Here is an 18,260-nt window from a genome sequence, read left to right as displayed (position 1 = left end):
GCAGACAGCAAGCCGTGCGTCACTGTTGAAACAGCGTTACTGGTTGATTTCAGGCTCAACGAGCTTCTTCAACTTCTCCAGAGATTCTTGCCAGCCGAGATAGCAGGCTTCAGCCGGAATGATATCGGGTACGCCTTGCTGTTCGATGTTGATTTCCGTTCCAACCGAAACTGCTTTCAACGTTATCGTGACTTTCATTTCGCCCGGCAGGTTCGGGTCGTCGAAACTGTCCGTATAGACCAGCCGTTCTCCCGGAACGAGTTCGACATATGTGCCGCCAAAGGAATGGCCGCCGCCGGTCGTGAAATTGCGAAATGACATTCTGTGTTTGCCGCCGACCTTTGCCTCAAGCTCGTGGACGGTGCAGGTGAAGCCATATGGCGGGAGCCAGCTGGCCACCGCATCCGGCTCGATGAATGCGCGATAAACCTTCTCCGGCTTGGCGGCGAATACACGGTGCAGGCGAATAGTGCTGGGCATGGTTTCCTCCTTTGTCGTTTCGGTTCAATGGTTGGCAGGCTGTTTGAAGAGCAGGCTTATATATCGCTTGAGATGGTCGATGCTTTCGACCGCGCGCCGCGGATCGCCGCTGGCCTTGGCGATGATGAAAGCCCCCTGAATAACGGCCTGGGTATGAAGAGCGAGGCTCTCGGCGGTGAAATCGCCTGCGGCCGGATAGCGCTCCATCGTGGCCGCGATATCGGGAACAAGCGTATCCGCATGGCTTGAAATGCTGTCCCAGCAGGCATTCCGAATTACGGAATTGGTCTCGTAGACCTCCTGCGCCATAGTGCCGACGAGACAGGTGAAGTCGGGCAGGTCGCCTTGAATCAGTTGCTTACGCAGCTCGACATAGGCCAGTACGCGCTCAAGCGGGTCTTCAGGAGCGTGGTAAGCCGCATCTGCAAAGAACGCGCCCGTCATTTCCGACCAGTAGTTCGCGGCGGCTACCGCCAGATCTTCCTTGCTGGAGAAATGATGAAAGAAAGCGCCTTTCGATAAGGATGCCTTCGTGCAGATGTCATCAACCGTCGTTGCAGTGTAACCCTTGGTGCGAATAACGCTCAATGCCGCATCAAGCAGGTTGGACCGGGTCAACGGATTTTGTTTGCGTGCCATAATCTTACTCCTATAAATACAATACCAACCAGTTGGTATGAAATCAAGTGGGCAATTGCAGTTTGCTAATTGCTGTAAGGAGGCGCTTGTCGGCAGGTGCGACGTGGATGATTCTTGAAACAGGTTTGGATTCGAGAGCCAGACTGAGTTTGTGGATAAGTTGATGTCATTGAAAATGCCCGAAAATCGGGCGTTCTGCAGCAAAATCGAAAATTCTTATTCTTTCTTCGTGACCCTTGCTTGACACTCGTCCGAGAACCCCTTAAACGACCGCTCACACCGGACGGAAACGCCGGTGCGACGCAGCCGCAAGGTTGCCGAGAAATGAGCGGGTGTAGCTCAGTTGGTTAGAGTGCCGGCCTGTCACGCCGGAGGTCGCGGGTTCGAGCCCCGTCACTCGCGCCACTTTCCTCTCAACAAATCGATAGATTGACCGTTGACACGAAAGTGGCGCCCACCGCCGTTTTTGCTTCTTTTTCAAACCCAAATTGCTGATACCGAAGGGACGTTGATGCGTCCTGTGAATGATTTTTGTAATATCGCAATTCTTCTCCAAACACGCGCTTGACACTTGTTCGAGAACCCCTTAAACGACCGCTCACACCGGGCGGAAACGCCGGTGCGACGCAGCCGCAAGGTTGCCGAGAAATGCGCGGGTGTAGCTCAGTTGGTTAGAGTGCCGGCCTGTCACGCCGGAGGTCGCGGGTTCGAGCCCCGTCACTCGCGCCACTTTCCTCTCAACAAATCGATAGATTGAACGTTGATACGAAAGTGGCGCTACCGCCTTATCTTCAAGAATCTTCATGGGAATTGCCAAGGCGTAGCGACTTCGTCGAGCCGCGCACTTGTTATTTGGAAAATTGCTTCCAGGACAGATAAGCGACCGACAGAATGATCGCTGCAATGGCGAGAAGATCGCCGCTGGCGAGCAGGTACTGGCTCATGCGTGACCTCCTTGCGATGCTTCGGCTGAGACTGCGTTTCATGATAGCTGGGGCGAATGCGATCTGAAGGCATGGCTTCGCAAAGCTTTCAGCAATTGGAACGGTTCCATTCCAACTTTACCTGTAAATGCGAACGGAATTTTTCACCTGCGGACCATTGGCCCCCCGGAGCGGTTTGCATGGCAAAAAGCCGGCGGCTGCGCCAATGCATTGCCATGGAGCGAATTTCCTGTTTTCAATCGCGTGGAAACGGATGACAGGAACGGATCGCTGCGACGATGGCCCGACACGCTCTTCTTGGTGTGCTTGCAACGTTTTTGATTCTTGCCGGATGTGGCTCACCCCGCGCCGTGCTGTGGCACGGGCCGAATTCAAGCCCGCAATCGGTGGCCGCAGCCAATGCCGCCATCGTCAAACCTGCGAAACCGGCGGCAGTGGTTCCCATCTATGTTGCGACGAGCCGCCAGCGTTCGGATGATTTCTCGCAACCTTACAATTCCAAGCGCTCCGAAACGCTGAATTTTGCGCAGGTCGATGTCGGTATTCCGGCGGCCCATGTCAAAGGACAGGTCGAGTCGACCGGTTACAAACCTGATCCCGCCAAAAATTTCGCTGCCACGGCATTTCAGCCGTATGACAATGCAGAACAGTTTCTCGCTCAATTGAATGCCGCTCTGGCGAAGCAGGGACAGAAGGACAAGGAAATCCTGATCTTTGTGCACGGCTACAACAATAATTTTGCCGATAGCACATTTCGTCTGGCGCAATTCGTCCATGACTACAGGATGAAATCGGTGGCGGTTGAATATGCCTGGCCGTCGGGCGGCGATCTGGGGCTTTATGTCTATGATCGTGATAGCGCGGACTTCGCACGGGACGGTCTGGCGCGCTTGCTGGAACTTGTGGCTCGCAGCAATGCTGAACACATTGTCCTGTTAGGGCACTCCATGGGCAGCTTCGTCACCATGGAGGCTTTGAGAACCTTGTCCTTGCGTGGCGAAAAGAACGTGCTGGGCCGCATCAGCGCTCTGTTGCTCGCCGCGCCCGACATAGACCTCGATGTCTTTGAAAAGCAGATCAAGGATATCGATCCCATGCCGCATCCGACAGCTGTGATGACATCGCGCAGCGATCGCGCGCTCGGTGTCTCTTCCTTCATCACCGGCGGCCACGCGCGGGTAGGGGACGGCACCAGTATTCCGACGCTCCAGAAATATGGAATCGCGGTGATAGACGCGACCGACGTGGATGGTGGGGCGCACAATGTCTTTGCATCGTCGCCATCGCTCATGGCTCTGGTCAGTGACGGCACTCTTTCGCTGGGCGCTTTGAACGGACGGGAAAACCAAACGACAGGGCAAGCGGTGCTGGCAGACGGTGCTTCTGCAATCAAGGGAGCCGCATCGCTTGTGCTTTATCTGCCGGGCAGACTAGTCGGGGTGACGGCTTCCGCTGCTCCTTGAGTTTATCTAACTGCGAGTGCCGAAACCCACTGCTTTCATACCCAAATTGCAGGCCATTGATTCTCCCGATAATTGCCAGTGGTTTGATACCCGTCCGTTATCAATCTCGTTTCAAACGTCAAATTCCCAAAAACCACTGGATATATGGAGTGACCAGTGGTCATTTTGATTCCGACATTTGCTCAACTCTAATATCCGACGGATGCCAATGTCGGAATCAGACCAGTTGGCGGGGATGAGGGTGCGACTTTTCCTCACGAAATTATGATCTTTTCATGTTATACGGGGTTTCTGTGGGGTAAACGGGCTTGATGCCGTGTCTTGTTAAGCATCTTGGCTCGTCTTTGCCCAACAGATAGTGCCGGAGGGGTTGCGCTTGCGCACGCGCTGCGATAACCGTCCGGGCGAAAAGCGCTTAGTTCGCACGGCATGCCTTTTGAAGCTGCTTGGGGCGACGAGGATGCACAGATGCAATGTGTCGCATGGTCGTCGGCCCCAAAAAGCTTATGACAGGCGGCGCAGCCTCGTATTCAAGCCGGATAAAGGACCATGAACGAGCTTTTAAGTTCCTATTTGCCGATCGTCATCTTTCTCGGCATCGCGATGGTAATTGGTGTAGCCCTTCTGGTTGCGCCGTTCCTCGTCGCATATAGACAGCCCGACCCCGAAAAGCTTTCTGCTTACGAGTGCGGCTTCAATGCCTTCGATGACGCCCGCATGAAATTCGACATCCGTTTCTATCTGGTGTCGATTCTCTTCATCATCTTCGATCTGGAAGTCGCCTTCCTTTTCCCATGGGCTGTGTCCTTTGGTGAAATCGGCTGGTTCGGCTTTGCGTCGATGATGGTGTTCCTTGGCGTTCTGACCATCGGCTTCATTTATGAATGGAAGAAGGGAGCGCTGGAATGGGATTGACCACAGCCAACACAACGCTCGTGGCTCCGCAGCCGAAGGGCATTCTTGACCCGCGCACGGGCAAGCCTGTCGGTTCCGACGATGCATTCTTCAACGATCTGAACAGCGAGCTTTCCGACAAGGGATTCATCGTCACCTCCGCTGACGCCCTGATTACCTGGGCGCGTACCGGTTCGCTGATGTGGATGACCTTCGGTCTCGCATGCTGCGCCGTGGAAATGATGCACATTTCCATGCCGCGTTATGACGCTGAACGTTTCGGTATCGCCCCGCGTGCATCGCCGCGTCAGTCCGACGTGATGATCGTTGCAGGCACGCTGACCAACAAGATGGCGCCCGCGCTCCGCAAGGTCTACGACCAGATGCCGGAGCCGCGTTACGTTATCTCGATGGGTTCCTGCGCTAATGGCGGCGGTTACTACCACTATTCCTATTCGGTGGTGCGTGGCTGCGATCGCGTGGTTCCGGTCGACATCTATGTTCCGGGCTGCCCTCCGACCGCTGAAGCGCTGCTTTACGGCATTCTTCTTCTCCAGAAGAAGATTCGCCGCACGGGTACGATCGAGCGTTAATCCGGTCTCTGGACCGGTTTGCGCCATACAGGTTTTGTTAGGGTTCGACTGACACCGCCGCGTGGGATTTCTCCCAAAAGTCTCCCAAGGCAAGTGCAGTGTGAGTTCTAAATAAGGAAGTTAGGAAAATGAGCGAAGAAGCTCTCGGTGAACTTTCCGGTTACATCAAGGAACGCCTCGGCGACGTGATCGAAGAGGCGAAGCTTGCTTATGGCGAGTTGACGCTTTCGGTTCCGGCCGCGAGCATCATCAGCGTTCTGACCTTCCTGCGTGACGATGTGCAATGCCAGTTCGTCAACCTGACGGATATTTCGGGCGTCGACTATCCGCAGCGCGCCAAGCGCTTCGATGTCGTTTACCAGCTGATGTCTCCGCGCCAGAACCAGCGCATTCGCGTCAAGGTACAGGCTGACGAAGATACGCTGGTGCCTTCCGCAGTGCCGGTCTTCGTCGGTGCTGAATGGTTCGAGCGTGAAACCTACGATATGTACGGCGTTCTGTTCTCCGGTCATCCGGATTTGCGCCGCATCCTGACCGATTACGGTTTCGAAGGCCATCCGCTGCGCAAGGACTTCCCGCTCACCGGCTTCGTTGAAGTTCGTTACAACGACGAGCTGAAGCGCGTCGTCTATGAGCCTGTGCAACTGCGCCAGGAATTCCGCAATTTCGATTTTCTCTCGCCATGGGAAGGGACGGATTACGTTCTGCCGGGCGATGAGAAAGCAAAGGCGAACTGAGGGCAGACTCATGGGCGCAGGCGAAAGATTGAACGGTCAATGTCTTTGCGGAGCGGTGAAATTCACCGCCGTTCCGGTCAAGATGGAAATGGATGTCTGCCATTGCAGCATGTGCCGGCAATGGTCGGGCGGTACATTTATGGCCGTTAATTGCGGCACGTCCGTCGAGATCGAGGACGAAGCTGCCCTGACGATCTATTCCTCCTCGGAATGGGGTGAGCGCTGCTTCTGCTCGACGTGCGGTTCTTCGCTGTTCTGGCGCGGTGTCCATGATGGAATGACGGTCGTTTCGATGCAGGCTTTCGCCGAGCCGGAACGGTTCCATTTCGCCGAAGAAATCTTCATCGATAACAAGCCTGCGAATTACGATTTTGCCAATGACACCCACCGGATGACCGGCGAGGCGTTCTTGGCGGCTCTTGCAGCCAAACAGGAAGCTGAACATGGCTGAGACTCAGGTCCGCAATTTCAATATTAACTTCGGTCCGCAGCATCCTGCCGCGCACGGTGTGCTGCGTCTGGTGCTTGAACTCGACGGCGAAGTCGTCGAACGCGTCGATCCGCATATCGGCCTGCTGCATCGCGGCACCGAGAAGCTGATGGAAGCCAAGACCTATCTTCAGGCTGTGCCTTATCTCGACCGCCTCGATTACGTGGCGCCGATGAATCAGGAGCACGCCTATGCGCTTGCCGTCGAACGCCTGCTCGGCATCGATGTGCCGAAGCGCGGTCAGCTTATCCGCGTTCTCTATTCGGAAATCGGCCGTATCCTGAACCATCTTCTCAACGTGACCACGCAGGCCATGGACGTTGGCGCGCTGACGCCGCCGCTCTGGGGCTTCGAGGAGCGCGAAAAGCTGATGGTGTTCTACGAACGCGCCTGCGGCGCGCGTATGCACGCGGCCTATTTCCGTCCGGGCGGCGTCCATCAGGATCTGCCGGATCAGCTCGTGGAAGACATCGGAAAATGGATCGATCCGTTCTTCACCACGCTTAAAAATCTTGATGACCTCATCACGCCGAACCGCATTTTCAAGCAGCGTAACGTCGATATCGGCGTCGTGAAGCTGGAAGACGCATGGGCATGGGGCTTCTCGGGCGTCATGGTTCGTGGTTCGGGCGCTGCATGGGATCTGCGCAAGTCGCAACCTTACGAGTGCTACCACGAGATGGAATTCGACATCCCGGTCGGCAAGAACGGCGACTGCTACGACCGCTACCTGATCCGCATGGAAGAAATGCGCCAGTCGGCGCGCATTATGCGCCAGTGCGTCGATCTTCTGCTCGGCAAGGAGCGCGTCGGTCCGGTTTCCAACACCGACAACAAGATCGTGCCGCCGAAGCGCGGCGAGATGAAGCGCTCGATGGAAGCGCTCATCCACCACTTCAAGCTTTACACGGAAGGCTACCACGTGCCTGCCGGTGAAGTTTACGCGGCAGTTGAAGCCCCGAAGGGCGAATTTGGCGTCTTCCTCGTCTCGGACGGCTCCAACAAGCCTTATCGCTGCAAGCTGCGCGCTCCGGGCTTTGCCCATCTTCAAGCCATGGATTTCCTGTGCCGCGGCCATATGCTGGCCGACGTGTCGGCAATTCTTGGCTCGCTCGATATCGTGTTTGGTGAGGTTGACCGCTGATGTCCGTTCGCCGTCTCGCAGATGATGCCGTCCAGCCAGCTACTTTCGCGTTCAGCGCGGAAAATGAGGCTTGGGCGCACAAGACGATTGCAAAATTCCCCGAAGGCCGTCAGCAGTCGGCTGTCATTCCGCTGCTCATGCGTGCGCAGGAACAACAGGGCTGGGTCACGAAGGCTTCGATCGAATATGTCGCCGCCATGCTCGACATGCCACTGATCCGCGTTCTGGAAGTCGCGACTTTCTATACGCAGTTCCAGCTGAAGCCGGTTGGCACACGCGCGCACATTCAGGTTTGCGGCACCACGCCATGCATGTTGCGCGGTTCGGAAGCGCTGATGGATGTCTGCCGTCACAAGATCAACCACGACCCGTTCGAGCTCAATGCCGACGGAACCCTGTCGTGGGAAGAAGTGGAATGCCAGGGCGCTTGCGCCAATGCGCCGATGGTCATGATCTTCAAGGACGCTTATGAAGATCTGACGCCGGAACGCCTTGCCGAAATCATCGACGCTTTCGAAGCTGGTAAGGGTGACAGCGTTAAACCAGGTCCGCAGATTGATCGTGTGACGTCTGAGCCGCTCAACGGCCTGACCGCTCTGACCGAAGATCTCGACTACAAGAAGGTCGGTCTTGAAACCCGCAAGGCATCCGATGCCGCCGCAGCCAAGGCGAAGGCCGAAGCTGAGGAAAAGGCAAAGGCGGAAGCTGCTGCAAAAGCTGCCGAGGAAGCGAAGAACGTCGCTCCGTCCAACGCTGCAAAGCCTGTGACCAATGCACCTGAAACCGATCCGGCGCTCAAGACGCCTTCGGACGTCAAGGTGTCGAAGGCAGCGGAAAAGGCAGCATCGGTCGATAGCAAGCAGGCTTTCAAGCTCGACGATGCCAATCGTCCGATTGCCATGGAGCGCCCGGAAGCGGTTGACGATCTGAAGCTGATCTCCGGCGTTGGCCCGAAGATCGAGGAAACCCTGCATGAGCTGGGCATCTTCACCTTCAAGCAGGTCGCTTCCTGGAAGAAGGCCGAGCGCGAATGGGTCGACGGTTATCTCAGCTTCCATGGTCGCATCGAGCGCGAAGATTGGGTAAAGCAGGCTAAGGCTTTGGCCAAGGGCGGCGTCGAGGAATACATCAAGGTATTCGGAAAGAAGCCGGTATGATGACTTCGATATTGGCAAACACGAACGGAAACAGGTGAGACATGCTGGCTGATAAAGATCGCATCTTCACCAATATTTACGGCTTCAAGGATCAGTCCCTGAAGGGTGCCATGGCGCGCGGCCATTGGGACAACACCAAGGGCTTGGTCGAAAAGGGCCGTGACTGGATCATCGACGAGATGAAGGCGTCGGGCCTGCGTGGCCGCGGCGGCGCTGGCTTCCCGACGGGTCTCAAGTGGTCGTTCATGCCCAAGCAGAACGACGGTCGCCCGCATTATCTGGTCGTCAATGCCGACGAATCCGAACCGGGCACCTGCAAGGACCGCGAAATTCTGCGCCACGATCCGCATACGCTGATCGAAGGCTGCCTGATTGCCGGTTGCGCCATGGGCGCACACACCGCCTATATTTATATTCGCGGTGAATTCATGCGTGAGCGTGAAGCCCTGCAGGCAGCAATCGACGAGTGCTACGAAGCCGGTCTGCTGGGCAAGGGCAACAAGTGCGGCTGGGATATGGATGTTCTCGTATCCCACGGCGCTGGCGCTTACATCTGCGGCGAAGAAACGGCTCTGCTTGAAAGCCTTGAAGGCAAGAAGGGCCAGCCGCGTCTGAAGCCGCCATTCCCTGCGAATATGGGCCTTTATGGCTGCCCGACGACCGTGAACAACGTGGAATCGATTGCAGTTGCACCGACTATCCTGCGGCGCGGCGCGGCCTGGTTCTCGTCCATCGGACGCCCGAACAATGTCGGCACGAAGCTGTTCCAGATTTCGGGCCATGTGAACACGCCTTGCGTCGTGGAGGAAGGCCTTGGCATTCCGTTCCGCGATCTGATCGAAAAGCATGGCGGCGGCATTCGCGGCGGCTGGGACAATCTGCTGGCGGTTATTCCCGGCGGCGCATCGTGCCCGGTCATCAAGGGCGAAGACATGATGGATGCCATCATGGACTTTGACGGAATGCGCGACAAGAAATCGTCGTTCGGCACCGGCGGCCTGATCGTCATGGACAAGTCCACCGACATCATCAAGGCGATTGCCCGTCTGGCAGCGTTCTTCAAGCATGAAAGCTGCGGCCAGTGCACGCCGTGCCGTGAAGGCACCGGCTGGATGTGGCGCGTGATGGAACGCATGGTCAAGGGTAACGCGCAGAAGCGTGAAATCGACATGCTGTTCGACGTGACCAAGCAGATTGAAGGTCACACGATCTGCGCGCTTGGCGATGCGGCTGCATGGCCCATTCAGGGTCTGATCCGCAATTTCCGTCCGGAAATTGAAAAGCGCATTGACGATTATACCCGCAACGCCGTTCAGAGCCGCAATATCCGTCTGGAAGCGGCTGAATAAGTTGTGTGAGCCTGCCCGGCAGACCTGTCAGGGCAGGGACAAGAGTTTGAGATCTGGAAGATGCGGCATAAGCCGCAGGTTTGGATAAGCGATGGCAAAGATCAAGGTTGACGGCACAGAGATCGAAGTACCCGATCACTATACGCTCCTTCAGGCTGCCGAAGCCGCAGGCGCGGAAGTGCCGCGTTTCTGTTTCCACGAACGGCTTTCCATCGCCGGAAACTGCCGTATGTGTCTGGTTGAAGTAAAGGGCGGACCGCCGAAGCCGGCGGCATCCTGCGCCATGGGCGTGCGCGATCTGCGTCCCGGCCCGAATGGCGAAGCGCCTGAAATCTTCACCAACACGCCGATGGTCAAGAAGGCCCGCGAAGGCGTGATGGAATTTCTGCTCATCAACCACCCGCTGGATTGCCCGATCTGCGATCAGGGCGGCGAGTGCGATCTGCAGGATCAGGCAATGGCTTTCGGCACCGACGGCTCGCGTTATCGCGAGAACAAGCGTGCCGTTGAAAACAAATATATCGGCCCGCTCGTCAAGACGGTGATGACGCGCTGCATCCACTGCACGCGCTGCGTCCGCTTTACGACGGAAGTTGCAGGCATTTCCGAACTCGGCCTCATCGGTCGTGGCGAAGACGCCGAGATCACCACCTATCTCGAACGCGCCATGACGTCGGAACTGCAGGGCAACGTTATCGATCTTTGCCCGGTTGGCGCTCTGACCTCGCGTCCTTACGCGTTCCAGGCTCGTCCGTGGGAATTGAACAAGACCGAAACCATCGACGTGATGGATGCGGTCGGATCGAACATCCGTGTTGACACCCGTGGCCGCGAAGTGATGCGCGTCATGCCGCGTGTCAATGAAGCGGTGAACGAAGAGTGGATTTCCGACAAGACCCGTTTCATCTGGGACGGCCTGCGCACCCAGCGCCTCGACCGCCCATATGTTCGCAAGGATGGCCGTCTGGTCGCAGCATCGTGGCCGGAAGCTTTTGCCGCCATTGCCGCCAAGGTTTCCGCAGCTTCCGCCGACAAAATCGGCGCAGTCGCTGGCGATCTGGCTTCGGTTGAAGAAATCTATGCGCTGAAGGGCCTGATGGCTTCGCTCGGCACTGCCAATATCGACAGCCGTCAGGATGGCGCTGCTCTCGATCCGGCTCTGGGGCGTGCAACCTATCTCTTCAACTCGACGATTGAAGGCATTGAAAACGCTGATGCTTTGCTCATCATCGGTTCCAATCCGCGCGTTGAAGCTGCTGTTCTGAACGCTCGCATCCGCAAGCGTCAGCGCATGGGCCATTTCCCGGTCGCCCTGATCGGCGAACAGGCTGAACTGCGTTACGATTACGAATATCTGGGCGCTGGCGCTGAAACGCTCGCGGCTGTAGCTTCCGGCAAACACGCATTCCGCGACGTGCTGGCCAAGGCCGAACGTCCGCTGATTATCATCGGTCAGGGCGCGCTCACCGGCGAGAATGGCCGCGCGGTTCTTTCGACCGCCGCCAAGCTTGCTCAGGACGTTGGCGCGATCAAGGACGAGTGGAACGGCTTCTCCGTTCTGCACACTGCCGCTTCGCGCGTTGGCGCTCTGGACCTCGGCTTCGTGCCGGGTGAGGGCGGCAAGGCGGCTGGCGACATGCTGGGCAATCTGGATGTCGTGTTCCTGCTCGGCGCAGACGAACTCGACATGACCAGAAAGGGCTCGAGCTTCGTCGTTTACATCGGCACGCACGGCGATGCCGGTGCACACGCCGCCGACGTGATCCTGCCGGGCGCAGCCTATACGGAAAAGTCGGGCACCTGGCTCAACACCGAAGGTCGGGTGCAGCTTGGCAGCCGCGCCGGTTTCGCGCCGGGCGAGGCAAAGGAAGACTGGGCAATCCTGCGCGCTCTTTCGGACAGCCTTGGCAAGCGTTTGCCGTTCGATTCGTTGCAGCAGCTTCGCGCCAAGCTCTATGCCGATTATCCGCATATGCTGGCTATCGACACCATCACGCCTGCTTCCGCCGACGATCTCGTCGCGCTGGCAGCTAAGGCATCCAACCTGGGCAACGGCGCTGCGTTCGTTTCCCCGGTCAAGGACTTCTACCTGACGAACCCAATCGCGCGCGCTTCCGCTGTCATGGCTGAATGCTCGGCGCTCGCGGCCGGCGGCTTCCAACAGGCAGCTGAGTAAGCGAGAGAGAGACGGAACAATGGAAGGAATTTTTGCAGCTTACGTCTTGCCCGCGCTTATCATAGCGCTGAAGTCGGTCGTTCTGCTCGTCGTATTGCTGATCGTCGTCGCTTACCTGCTTTACGCAGATCGCAAGATCTGGGCAGCGGTGCAGCTTCGTCGCGGCCCGAACGTTGTCGGTCCCTGGGGTCTGTTCCAGGCATTTGCCGACTTGTTGAAGTTCGTCTTCAAGGAACCGATCATCCCGTCTGGCGCAAACAAGGGTGTCTTCCTCCTTGCGCCTTTCGTCTCCGCCGTTCTCGCAATGGCAACCTGGGCGGTCATTCCGGTCAATGAAGGCTGGGCCATCGCCAACATCAATGTCGGCATTCTCTATATCTTCGCCATTTCTTCGCTTGAGGTTTATGGCGTGATCATGGGCGGCTGGGCATCGAACTCGAAATATCCGTTCCTCGGTGCGCTTCGTTCCGCTGCGCAGATGGTTTCCTACGAAGTCTCCATCGGTTTCGTGATCGTCACGGTTCTGCTGACGGTTGGCTCGCTCAACCTGACCGACATCGTGCTTTCGCAGAATACCGGCCTCGGCACCATGCTTGGCCTTCCGGGTTCGTTCCTTGACTGGAACTGGCTGGCTCTGTTCCCGATGTTCGTGATCTTCTTCATTTCGGCACTTGCTGAAACAAATCGCCCGCCATTCGACCTTGTTGAAGCTGAATCCGAACTCGTGGCCGGTCATATGATCGAATATTCGTCCACGCCGTTCCTTCTCTTCTTCCTCGGCGAATATGTGGCGATCACGCTGATGTGTGCCCTGATGACCGTTCTGTTCCTCGGCGGCTGGCTGCCTCCGGTGGACGTTTGGTTCCTCAACTGGGTTCCGGGCATCATCTGGTTCATGCTGAAGCTCTGCTTCTGCTTCTTCCTCTTCGCAATGGTGAAGGCTTTCGTTCCGCGTTACCGCTACGACCAGCTGATGCGCCTTGGCTGGAAAGTGTTCCTGCCGATCTCGCTCTTCATGGTTGTCGCGACCGCGACCTTCCTCAAAGTCTTCGGTCTGGCGTAAGGAGTAATAAAAATGACTTCATTCGCTCAAGCAGCCAAATCGCTCCTTCTCAAGGAATTTGTTGGTGCGTTTTTCCTTTCGATGCGCCAGTTCTTCGCGCCCAAGGCGACGTTGAATTACCCGCATGAAAAGGGTCCGGTCTCGCCGCGTTTCCGTGGCGAACATGCGCTGCGCCGTTATCCGAACGGTGAAGAACGCTGCATTGCCTGCAAGCTTTGCGAGGCGATCTGCCCGGCGCAGGCCATTACCATCGAGGCCGGTCCGCGCCGCAATGACGGCACCCGCCGTACGGTGCGCTACGACATTGACATGGTGAAGTGCATCTATTGCGGTTTCTGCCAGGAAGCATGCCCGGTGGATGCCATCGTGGAAGGTCCGAATTTCGAATTCGCGACCGAAACCCGCGAAGAACTCTACTATGACAAGGACAAGCTCCTTGCCAATGGCGACCGTTGGGAACGTGAAATCGCGCGTAATATCGCGATGGATGCGCCATATCGCTGATTGGTTTTGCTGAAACCTCGTTTCGGCATCCGGTTTGAAAAGCGGCAACAGGAAGGGGCGGCCCATCTTGTTGCCGGAATTTAGGTTTCGCGAATATTCGCGGCAAACAAAGACTAAAGCGAGCAAGGCAATAAGGCTCTGCTCACGGAAAGGTGTTGGGGGATCCCCATGCTGACAGGTATTGCGGCAGCGTTTTTCTATCTGTTCGCCTTCATCATGATCGCATCCGCGTTCATGGTGATCGCGGCACGCAACCCCGTGCATTCGGTGCTGTTTCTGATCCTCACATTCTTCAATGCGGCAGCTCTGTTCCTGCTGACGGGGGCCGAGTTTCTCGCCATGATCCTGCTCGTCGTTTACGTCGGCGCAGTGGCGGTGCTCTTCCTCTTCGTCGTCATGATGCTGGATGTGGATTTCTCCGAACTGAAGCGCGGCGCGTTGCAATATGCACCGGTTGGCGCTCTGGTCGGCCTCATCCTGCTTGGCGAACTGATCTTCGTGTTTGCAAGCAACATGTTTGCACCGAAGCTGGGGCAGGGTGCTGTGCCGATCCCGAATATCGCCGAGCGGACCAACACCGCTGCTCTGGGCGACATTCTCTACACCGACTACGTCTTCTACTTCCAGGTTGCTGGTCTCGTCCTTCTGGTCGCGATGATCGGCGCCATCGTTCTGACGCTGCGGCACAAGCCGAATGTCAAGCGCCAGTCCATCCCGGCCCAGGTAGCTCGCACGCCCGAAACGGCGATCGAGATCAGACAAGTCGATACGGGCAAAGGCATCTGAGGATAAGCATATGGAAATCGGTATCGCCCACTATCTCACCGTTTCGGCCATCCTGTTTACGCTTGGCGTCTTCGGCATCTTTTTGAACCGCAAGAACGTCATCGTTATCCTGATGTCGATCGAATTGATCCTTCTGTCGGTCAATCTCAACTTCGTGGCGTTCTCCAGCCAGCTCGGCGACATGGTCGGGCAGGTCTTCGCCCTTTTCGTTCTGACTGTTGCGGCTGCTGAAGCAGCCATCGGTCTGGCAATTCTCGTTGTTTTCTTCCGTAATCGCGGTTCCATCGCGGTGGAAGACGTCAATGTTATGAAAGGTTGACGGGCAAATGCTCTATTACGCGATCGTCTTCCTTCCGCTTCTCGGCTTCCTGATTGCCGGTCTCTTCGGCAATCAGATTGGAGCCAAGGCGAGCGAATACATCACTTCCGGTTTCATGGTCGTCGTCGCGATCCTGTCATGGGTCGTGTTCTTCCAGATTCCGCTTGGGCCTGACGCGGAAACCGTCCGCATCCCGGTTCTTCACTGGGTGACGTCGGGCACGCTTTCCTTCGACTGGGCATTGCGCATCGATACGCTCACCGGCGTCATGCTGGTCGTGGTGAACTCGGTGTCGGCTCTCGTGCACATCTATTCCATTGGATATATGCACCACGATCCGCACCGTCCGCGCTTCTTCGCCTATCTGTCGCTCTTCACCTTCGCCATGCTCATGCTGGTCACGTCGGACAATCTGGTCCAGATGTTCTTCGGCTGGGAAGGCGTGGGTCTGGCTTCCTACCTCCTGATCGGTTTCTGGTTCCAGAAGCCTTCGGCCAACGCCGCCGCCATGAAGGCCTTCGTCGTCAACCGCGTTGGTGACTTCGGCTTCCTGCTCGGCATCTTCGGCGTGTTCGCGCTGTTCCAGTCGGTCGACTACAACACGATCTTCGCAGCAGCCGCCAATTACCTGCCGGCTGAAGGCGCTGCCGATGCCAACCAGGTCGTTCTGAACTTCCTCGGCTATCAGCTCGACAAGCAGGGCGCGATCACCATCACCTGCCTGCTGCTCTTCATGGGCGCGATGGGCAAGTCGGCGCAGTTCCTGCTGCACACCTGGCTTCCGGACGCCATGGAAGGCCCGACCCCGGTTTCGGCTCTCATTCACGCCGCTACCATGGTTACCGCGGGCGTGTTCATGGTCGCCCGCATGTCGCCGATCTTTGAACTGTCGCAGACCGCTCTTCTGGTCGTTACCATCATCGGCGCCACCACTGCCTTCTTTGCAGCAACGGTCGCCCTCGTGCAGAACGACATCAAGCGCGTGATCGCCTATTCGACCTGTTCGCAGCTCGGCTATATGTTTGCGGCACTCGGCGTCGGCGCTTATGGCGCCGCCGTGTTCCACCTGTTCACGCACGCTTTCTTCAAGGCGCTTCTGTTCCTTTGCGCCGGTTCGGTTATCCATGCCGTTTCGGAAGAGCAGGACATGCGTCGCATGGGCGGCCTGCGCAAGCTGATCCCCATCACCTACTGGATGATGGTCATCGGTACGGTTGCCATTACGGGCCTCGGTATTCCGGGCACAGTTATCGGCACCGCAGGCTTCTTCTCCAAGGATGCGATCATCGAATCCGTCTTCGCTTCGCACAGTGCTGCCAGCGGCTACGCTTCGACGCTTCTCATCATTGCCGCACTCTTCACGAGCTTCTATTCATGGCGTTTGATTTTCATGACCTTCCACGGCAAGCCGCGCGCTTCGGCGGAAGTCATGCATCACGTCCATGAATCGCCTGCCGTCATGTTCGTTCCGCTGCTGATCCTCGGCGTCGGTGCACTCTTTGCCGGTGTCGTGTTCAAGGAACTCTTCTTCGGTCACGAATATGCCGAATTCTGGAAGGGCGCGCTGTTCACCTCGGCTGCCAACCAGATCCTTGAGGAATACCACCATGTTCCTCTGTGGGTTAAGCTGTCGCCGTTCATTTCGATGGTTCTCGGCTTCATCGTCGCCTGGATATTCTATATCCGCTCGCCGGAAACGCCGAAGGCGCTGGCTGCCCGTCACCGTGGCCTCTACCAGTTCCTTCTCAACAAGTGGTACTTCGACGAACTGTACGACTTCCTCTTCGTACGTCCGGCTCGCTGGCTCGGCCGCTTGTTCTGGAAGGGCGGCGACGGCTGGCTTATTGACGGCTTCGGCCCGGATGGCATTTCGGCTCGCGTGCTCGATGTCACCAACCGTGTCGTCAAGATGCAGTCCGGATACCTTTATCACTACGCATTCGCGATGCTGATCGGCGTCGCCGCGCTCGTCACTTGGATGATGCTCGGGAGCTCTTTCTGATGACCGACTGGCCAATTCTCTCAACGGTCACGTTTCTGCCGCTCGTCGGCGCGTTACTGATCCTTCTGATCAAGGACGACAGCGAGGCTTCGCGTCGCAATATCCGCAATGTCGCTTTGCTGACGACGATATTCGTCTTCATCCTGTCGCTCGTCGTCTGGGCAGGGTTCGACAATTCGAACGCTGGCTTCCAGATGGTCGAGCAGGTCGACTGGATGGGTGGCGGCATTAGCTACCACATGGGCGTGGACGGTATCTCCGTCCTGTTCGTGGTGCTTTCCGCTTTCCTCATGCCCTTCTGCATTCTCGCAAGCTGGGTATCGGTCGAAAAGCGCGTCAAGGAATACATGATCGCGTTCCTCATTCTGGAAACGCTGATGATCGGCGTGTTCTGCGCGCTCGACCTGTTCCTGTTCTACGTGTTCTTCGAAGCAAGCCTTATCCCGATGTTCATCATCATCGGCGTATGGGGCGGCAAGCGTCGCGTCTATGCGAGCTTGAAGTTCTTCCTCTATACGCTTCTGGGCTCCGTGCTGATGCTCATCGCCATCATGGCCATGTACTGGCAGGCTGGCACGATGAATATCGTGGAGCTGCTGAAGTACGACTTCCCGGCGGGGATGCAGACATGGCTATGGCTCGCTTTCTTCGCATCCTTCGCGGTGAAGATGCCGATGTGGCCGGTCCATACCTGGTTGCCGGACGCGCACGTTGAAGCGCCGACGGCAGGCTCGGTCATTCTGGCCGGTATTCTCCTGAAGCTCGGCGGTTACGGTTTCATCCGTTTCTCGCTGCCGATGTTCCCTCTGGCTTCCGCCGACTTCGCACCCTTCATCTTCGCGCTGTCGGTCATCGCCATCATCTACACCTCGCTCGTCGCGATGGTGCAGGAAGACATGAAGAAGCTGATCGCCTATTCGTCGGTTGCGCACATGGCCTATGTGACCATGGGTATCTTCGCGGCCAACGAGCAGGGTATCCAGGGCGCCATCTTCCAGATGCTGTCGCATGGTATCGTGTCGGCCGCGCTCTTCCTCTGCGTCGGCGTGATCTATGATCGTATGCATACCCGCGAGATTGCGGCGTTTGGCGGTCTGGTGAACAATATGCCGAAATATGCGGTGGCCTTCCTCATCTTCACGATGGCGAATGTCGGCCTGCCGGGTACTTCGGGCTTCATCGGTGAATTCCTGACGCTGTTCGGTGTGTTCCGGGTCAATACCTGGGTAGCACTGTTCGCAACCACGGGCGTCATCCTCTCGGCCGCTTATGCGCTCTGGCTCTACCGTCAGGTGGTCTTCGGCGCATTGACCAAGGAAAGCCTGAAGGCGCTCCTCGACTTGAGCCCGCGTGAGAAGATCATTCTCTACCCGCTTGTGGCGCTCACCATCTTCTTCGGTGTGTATCCGACCCCGGTCTTCAATGTGACCGCCGGTGCCGTGAACGCCCTGGTCCAACATTATGACGCAGCACTCGCGGGCACCGCGAGCGCCGTGCTGGCACAGTAAGAAATAAAGGCG

The 18,260-nt window shown here is 57.2% G+C and carries 17 protein-coding genes and 2 tRNA genes; 17 read left to right on the top strand and 2 right to left on the bottom strand.

The window, feature by feature from the left end:
* Positions 1-36: 36 nt before the first annotated feature.
* Both JNC70_RS09395 and JNC70_RS09390 read right to left on the bottom strand, forming a co-directional pair.
* Positions 37-480, bottom strand: a complete 444-nt coding sequence (locus tag JNC70_RS09395; RefSeq protein ID WP_104754030.1) for an SRPBCC family protein — start codon at positions 478-480, stop codon at positions 37-39.
* A 24-nt stretch (positions 481-504) separates the two neighbouring features.
* On the bottom strand, positions 505-1,119 hold the full coding sequence (locus JNC70_RS09390) for a TetR/AcrR family transcriptional regulator (protein WP_104754031.1): 615 nt from the start codon (positions 1,117-1,119) through the stop codon (positions 505-507).
* Between the two features lie 328 nt (positions 1,120-1,447).
* Here JNC70_RS09390 and JNC70_RS09385 point away from each other — a divergent pair.
* From JNC70_RS09385 to JNC70_RS09305, 17 genes are all read left to right on the top strand, one after another.
* Positions 1,448-1,524, top strand: a tRNA-Asp gene (locus JNC70_RS09385).
* A gap of 247 nt (positions 1,525-1,771) precedes the next feature.
* Positions 1,772-1,848, top strand: a tRNA-Asp gene (locus tag JNC70_RS09380).
* 493 nt (positions 1,849-2,341) lie between these two features.
* Positions 2,342-3,526, top strand: coding sequence for an alpha/beta hydrolase (locus tag JNC70_RS09375; protein WP_104754032.1), 1,185 nt, complete (start codon positions 2,342-2,344; stop codon positions 3,524-3,526).
* 549 nt (positions 3,527-4,075) lie between these two features.
* On the top strand, positions 4,076-4,441 hold the full coding sequence (locus JNC70_RS09370; RefSeq protein WP_006466588.1) for an NADH-quinone oxidoreductase subunit A: 366 nt from the start codon (positions 4,076-4,078) through the stop codon (positions 4,439-4,441).
* Positions 4,432-5,013 carry a NuoB/complex I 20 kDa subunit family protein gene (locus tag JNC70_RS09365; protein ID WP_078338423.1) on the top strand — a complete coding sequence of 194 codons (582 nt, stop codon included), beginning with the start codon at positions 4,432-4,434 and terminating at the stop codon, positions 5,011-5,013. Before JNC70_RS09370 ends, JNC70_RS09365 begins: the two co-directional genes overlap by 10 nt.
* A 128-nt stretch (positions 5,014-5,141) precedes the next feature.
* A complete protein-coding gene (locus JNC70_RS09360) occupies positions 5,142-5,750 on the top strand; it encodes an NADH-quinone oxidoreductase subunit C (protein ID WP_104754033.1) in 609 nt (202 codons plus the stop codon).
* 10 nt (positions 5,751-5,760) lie between these two features.
* Entirely contained in the window at positions 5,761-6,201 is a 441-nt protein-coding gene (locus JNC70_RS09355) for a GFA family protein (protein WP_104754034.1), read from the top strand.
* Positions 6,194-7,384 (top strand): NADH-quinone oxidoreductase subunit D, encoded by a 1,191-nt coding sequence (locus tag JNC70_RS09350; RefSeq protein WP_104754035.1) that lies wholly within the window; start codon positions 6,194-6,196, stop codon positions 7,382-7,384. The genes JNC70_RS09355 and JNC70_RS09350 overlap by 8 nt, the downstream gene beginning before the upstream one ends.
* On the top strand, positions 7,384-8,541 hold the full coding sequence (locus tag JNC70_RS09345; protein ID WP_104754036.1) for an NADH-quinone oxidoreductase subunit E: 1,158 nt from the start codon (positions 7,384-7,386) through the stop codon (positions 8,539-8,541). The genes JNC70_RS09350 and JNC70_RS09345 overlap by 1 nt, the downstream gene beginning before the upstream one ends.
* 41 nt (positions 8,542-8,582) lie before the next feature.
* Positions 8,583-9,890 (top strand): NADH-quinone oxidoreductase subunit NuoF, encoded by a 1,308-nt coding sequence (gene nuoF, locus JNC70_RS09340; protein WP_104754037.1) that lies wholly within the window; start codon positions 8,583-8,585, stop codon positions 9,888-9,890.
* Positions 9,891-9,981: 91 nt separating this feature from the next.
* The gene (gene nuoG / locus JNC70_RS09335; RefSeq protein WP_104754038.1) at positions 9,982-12,066 is read left to right on the top strand and encodes an NADH-quinone oxidoreductase subunit NuoG; all 2,085 of its coding nucleotides are present in this window, start codon (positions 9,982-9,984) and stop codon (positions 12,064-12,066) included.
* A gap of 19 nt (positions 12,067-12,085) precedes the next feature.
* Positions 12,086-13,129, top strand: a complete 1,044-nt coding sequence (nuoH, locus tag JNC70_RS09330; RefSeq protein WP_104754039.1) for an NADH-quinone oxidoreductase subunit NuoH — start codon at positions 12,086-12,088, stop codon at positions 13,127-13,129.
* 12 nt (positions 13,130-13,141) lie between these two features.
* Complete coding sequence (gene nuoI / locus JNC70_RS09325) at positions 13,142-13,633, top strand: NADH-quinone oxidoreductase subunit NuoI (RefSeq protein ID WP_104754040.1); 492 nt, start codon at positions 13,142-13,144, stop codon at positions 13,631-13,633.
* 168 nt (positions 13,634-13,801) lie between these two features.
* Positions 13,802-14,419 (top strand): NADH-quinone oxidoreductase subunit J, encoded by a 618-nt coding sequence (locus JNC70_RS09320; RefSeq protein ID WP_104754041.1) that lies wholly within the window; start codon positions 13,802-13,804, stop codon positions 14,417-14,419.
* A 10-nt stretch (positions 14,420-14,429) separates the two neighbouring features.
* Positions 14,430-14,738 carry an NADH-quinone oxidoreductase subunit NuoK gene (nuoK, locus tag JNC70_RS09315; RefSeq protein WP_006466598.1) on the top strand — a complete coding sequence of 103 codons (309 nt, stop codon included), beginning with the start codon at positions 14,430-14,432 and terminating at the stop codon, positions 14,736-14,738.
* Between the two features lie 7 nt (positions 14,739-14,745).
* On the top strand, positions 14,746-16,740 hold the full coding sequence (gene nuoL, locus JNC70_RS09310; RefSeq protein WP_104754042.1) for an NADH-quinone oxidoreductase subunit L: 1,995 nt from the start codon (positions 14,746-14,748) through the stop codon (positions 16,738-16,740).
* Complete coding sequence (locus JNC70_RS09305) at positions 16,740-18,248, top strand: NADH-quinone oxidoreductase subunit M (protein WP_104754043.1); 1,509 nt, start codon at positions 16,740-16,742, stop codon at positions 18,246-18,248. The genes nuoL and JNC70_RS09305 overlap by 1 nt, the downstream gene beginning before the upstream one ends.
* The last annotated feature ends 12 nt before the right edge of the window (positions 18,249-18,260 follow it).

Origin of the sequence: Brucella oryzae (assembly GCF_041929965.1) — a bacterium.
In the GTDB taxonomy this organism is placed as follows: domain Bacteria; phylum Pseudomonadota; class Alphaproteobacteria; order Rhizobiales; family Rhizobiaceae; genus Brucella; species Brucella oryzae.
Note: the sequence above shows the minus strand (reverse complement) of the source record. Positions and strands in the feature narration are given on the sequence as shown.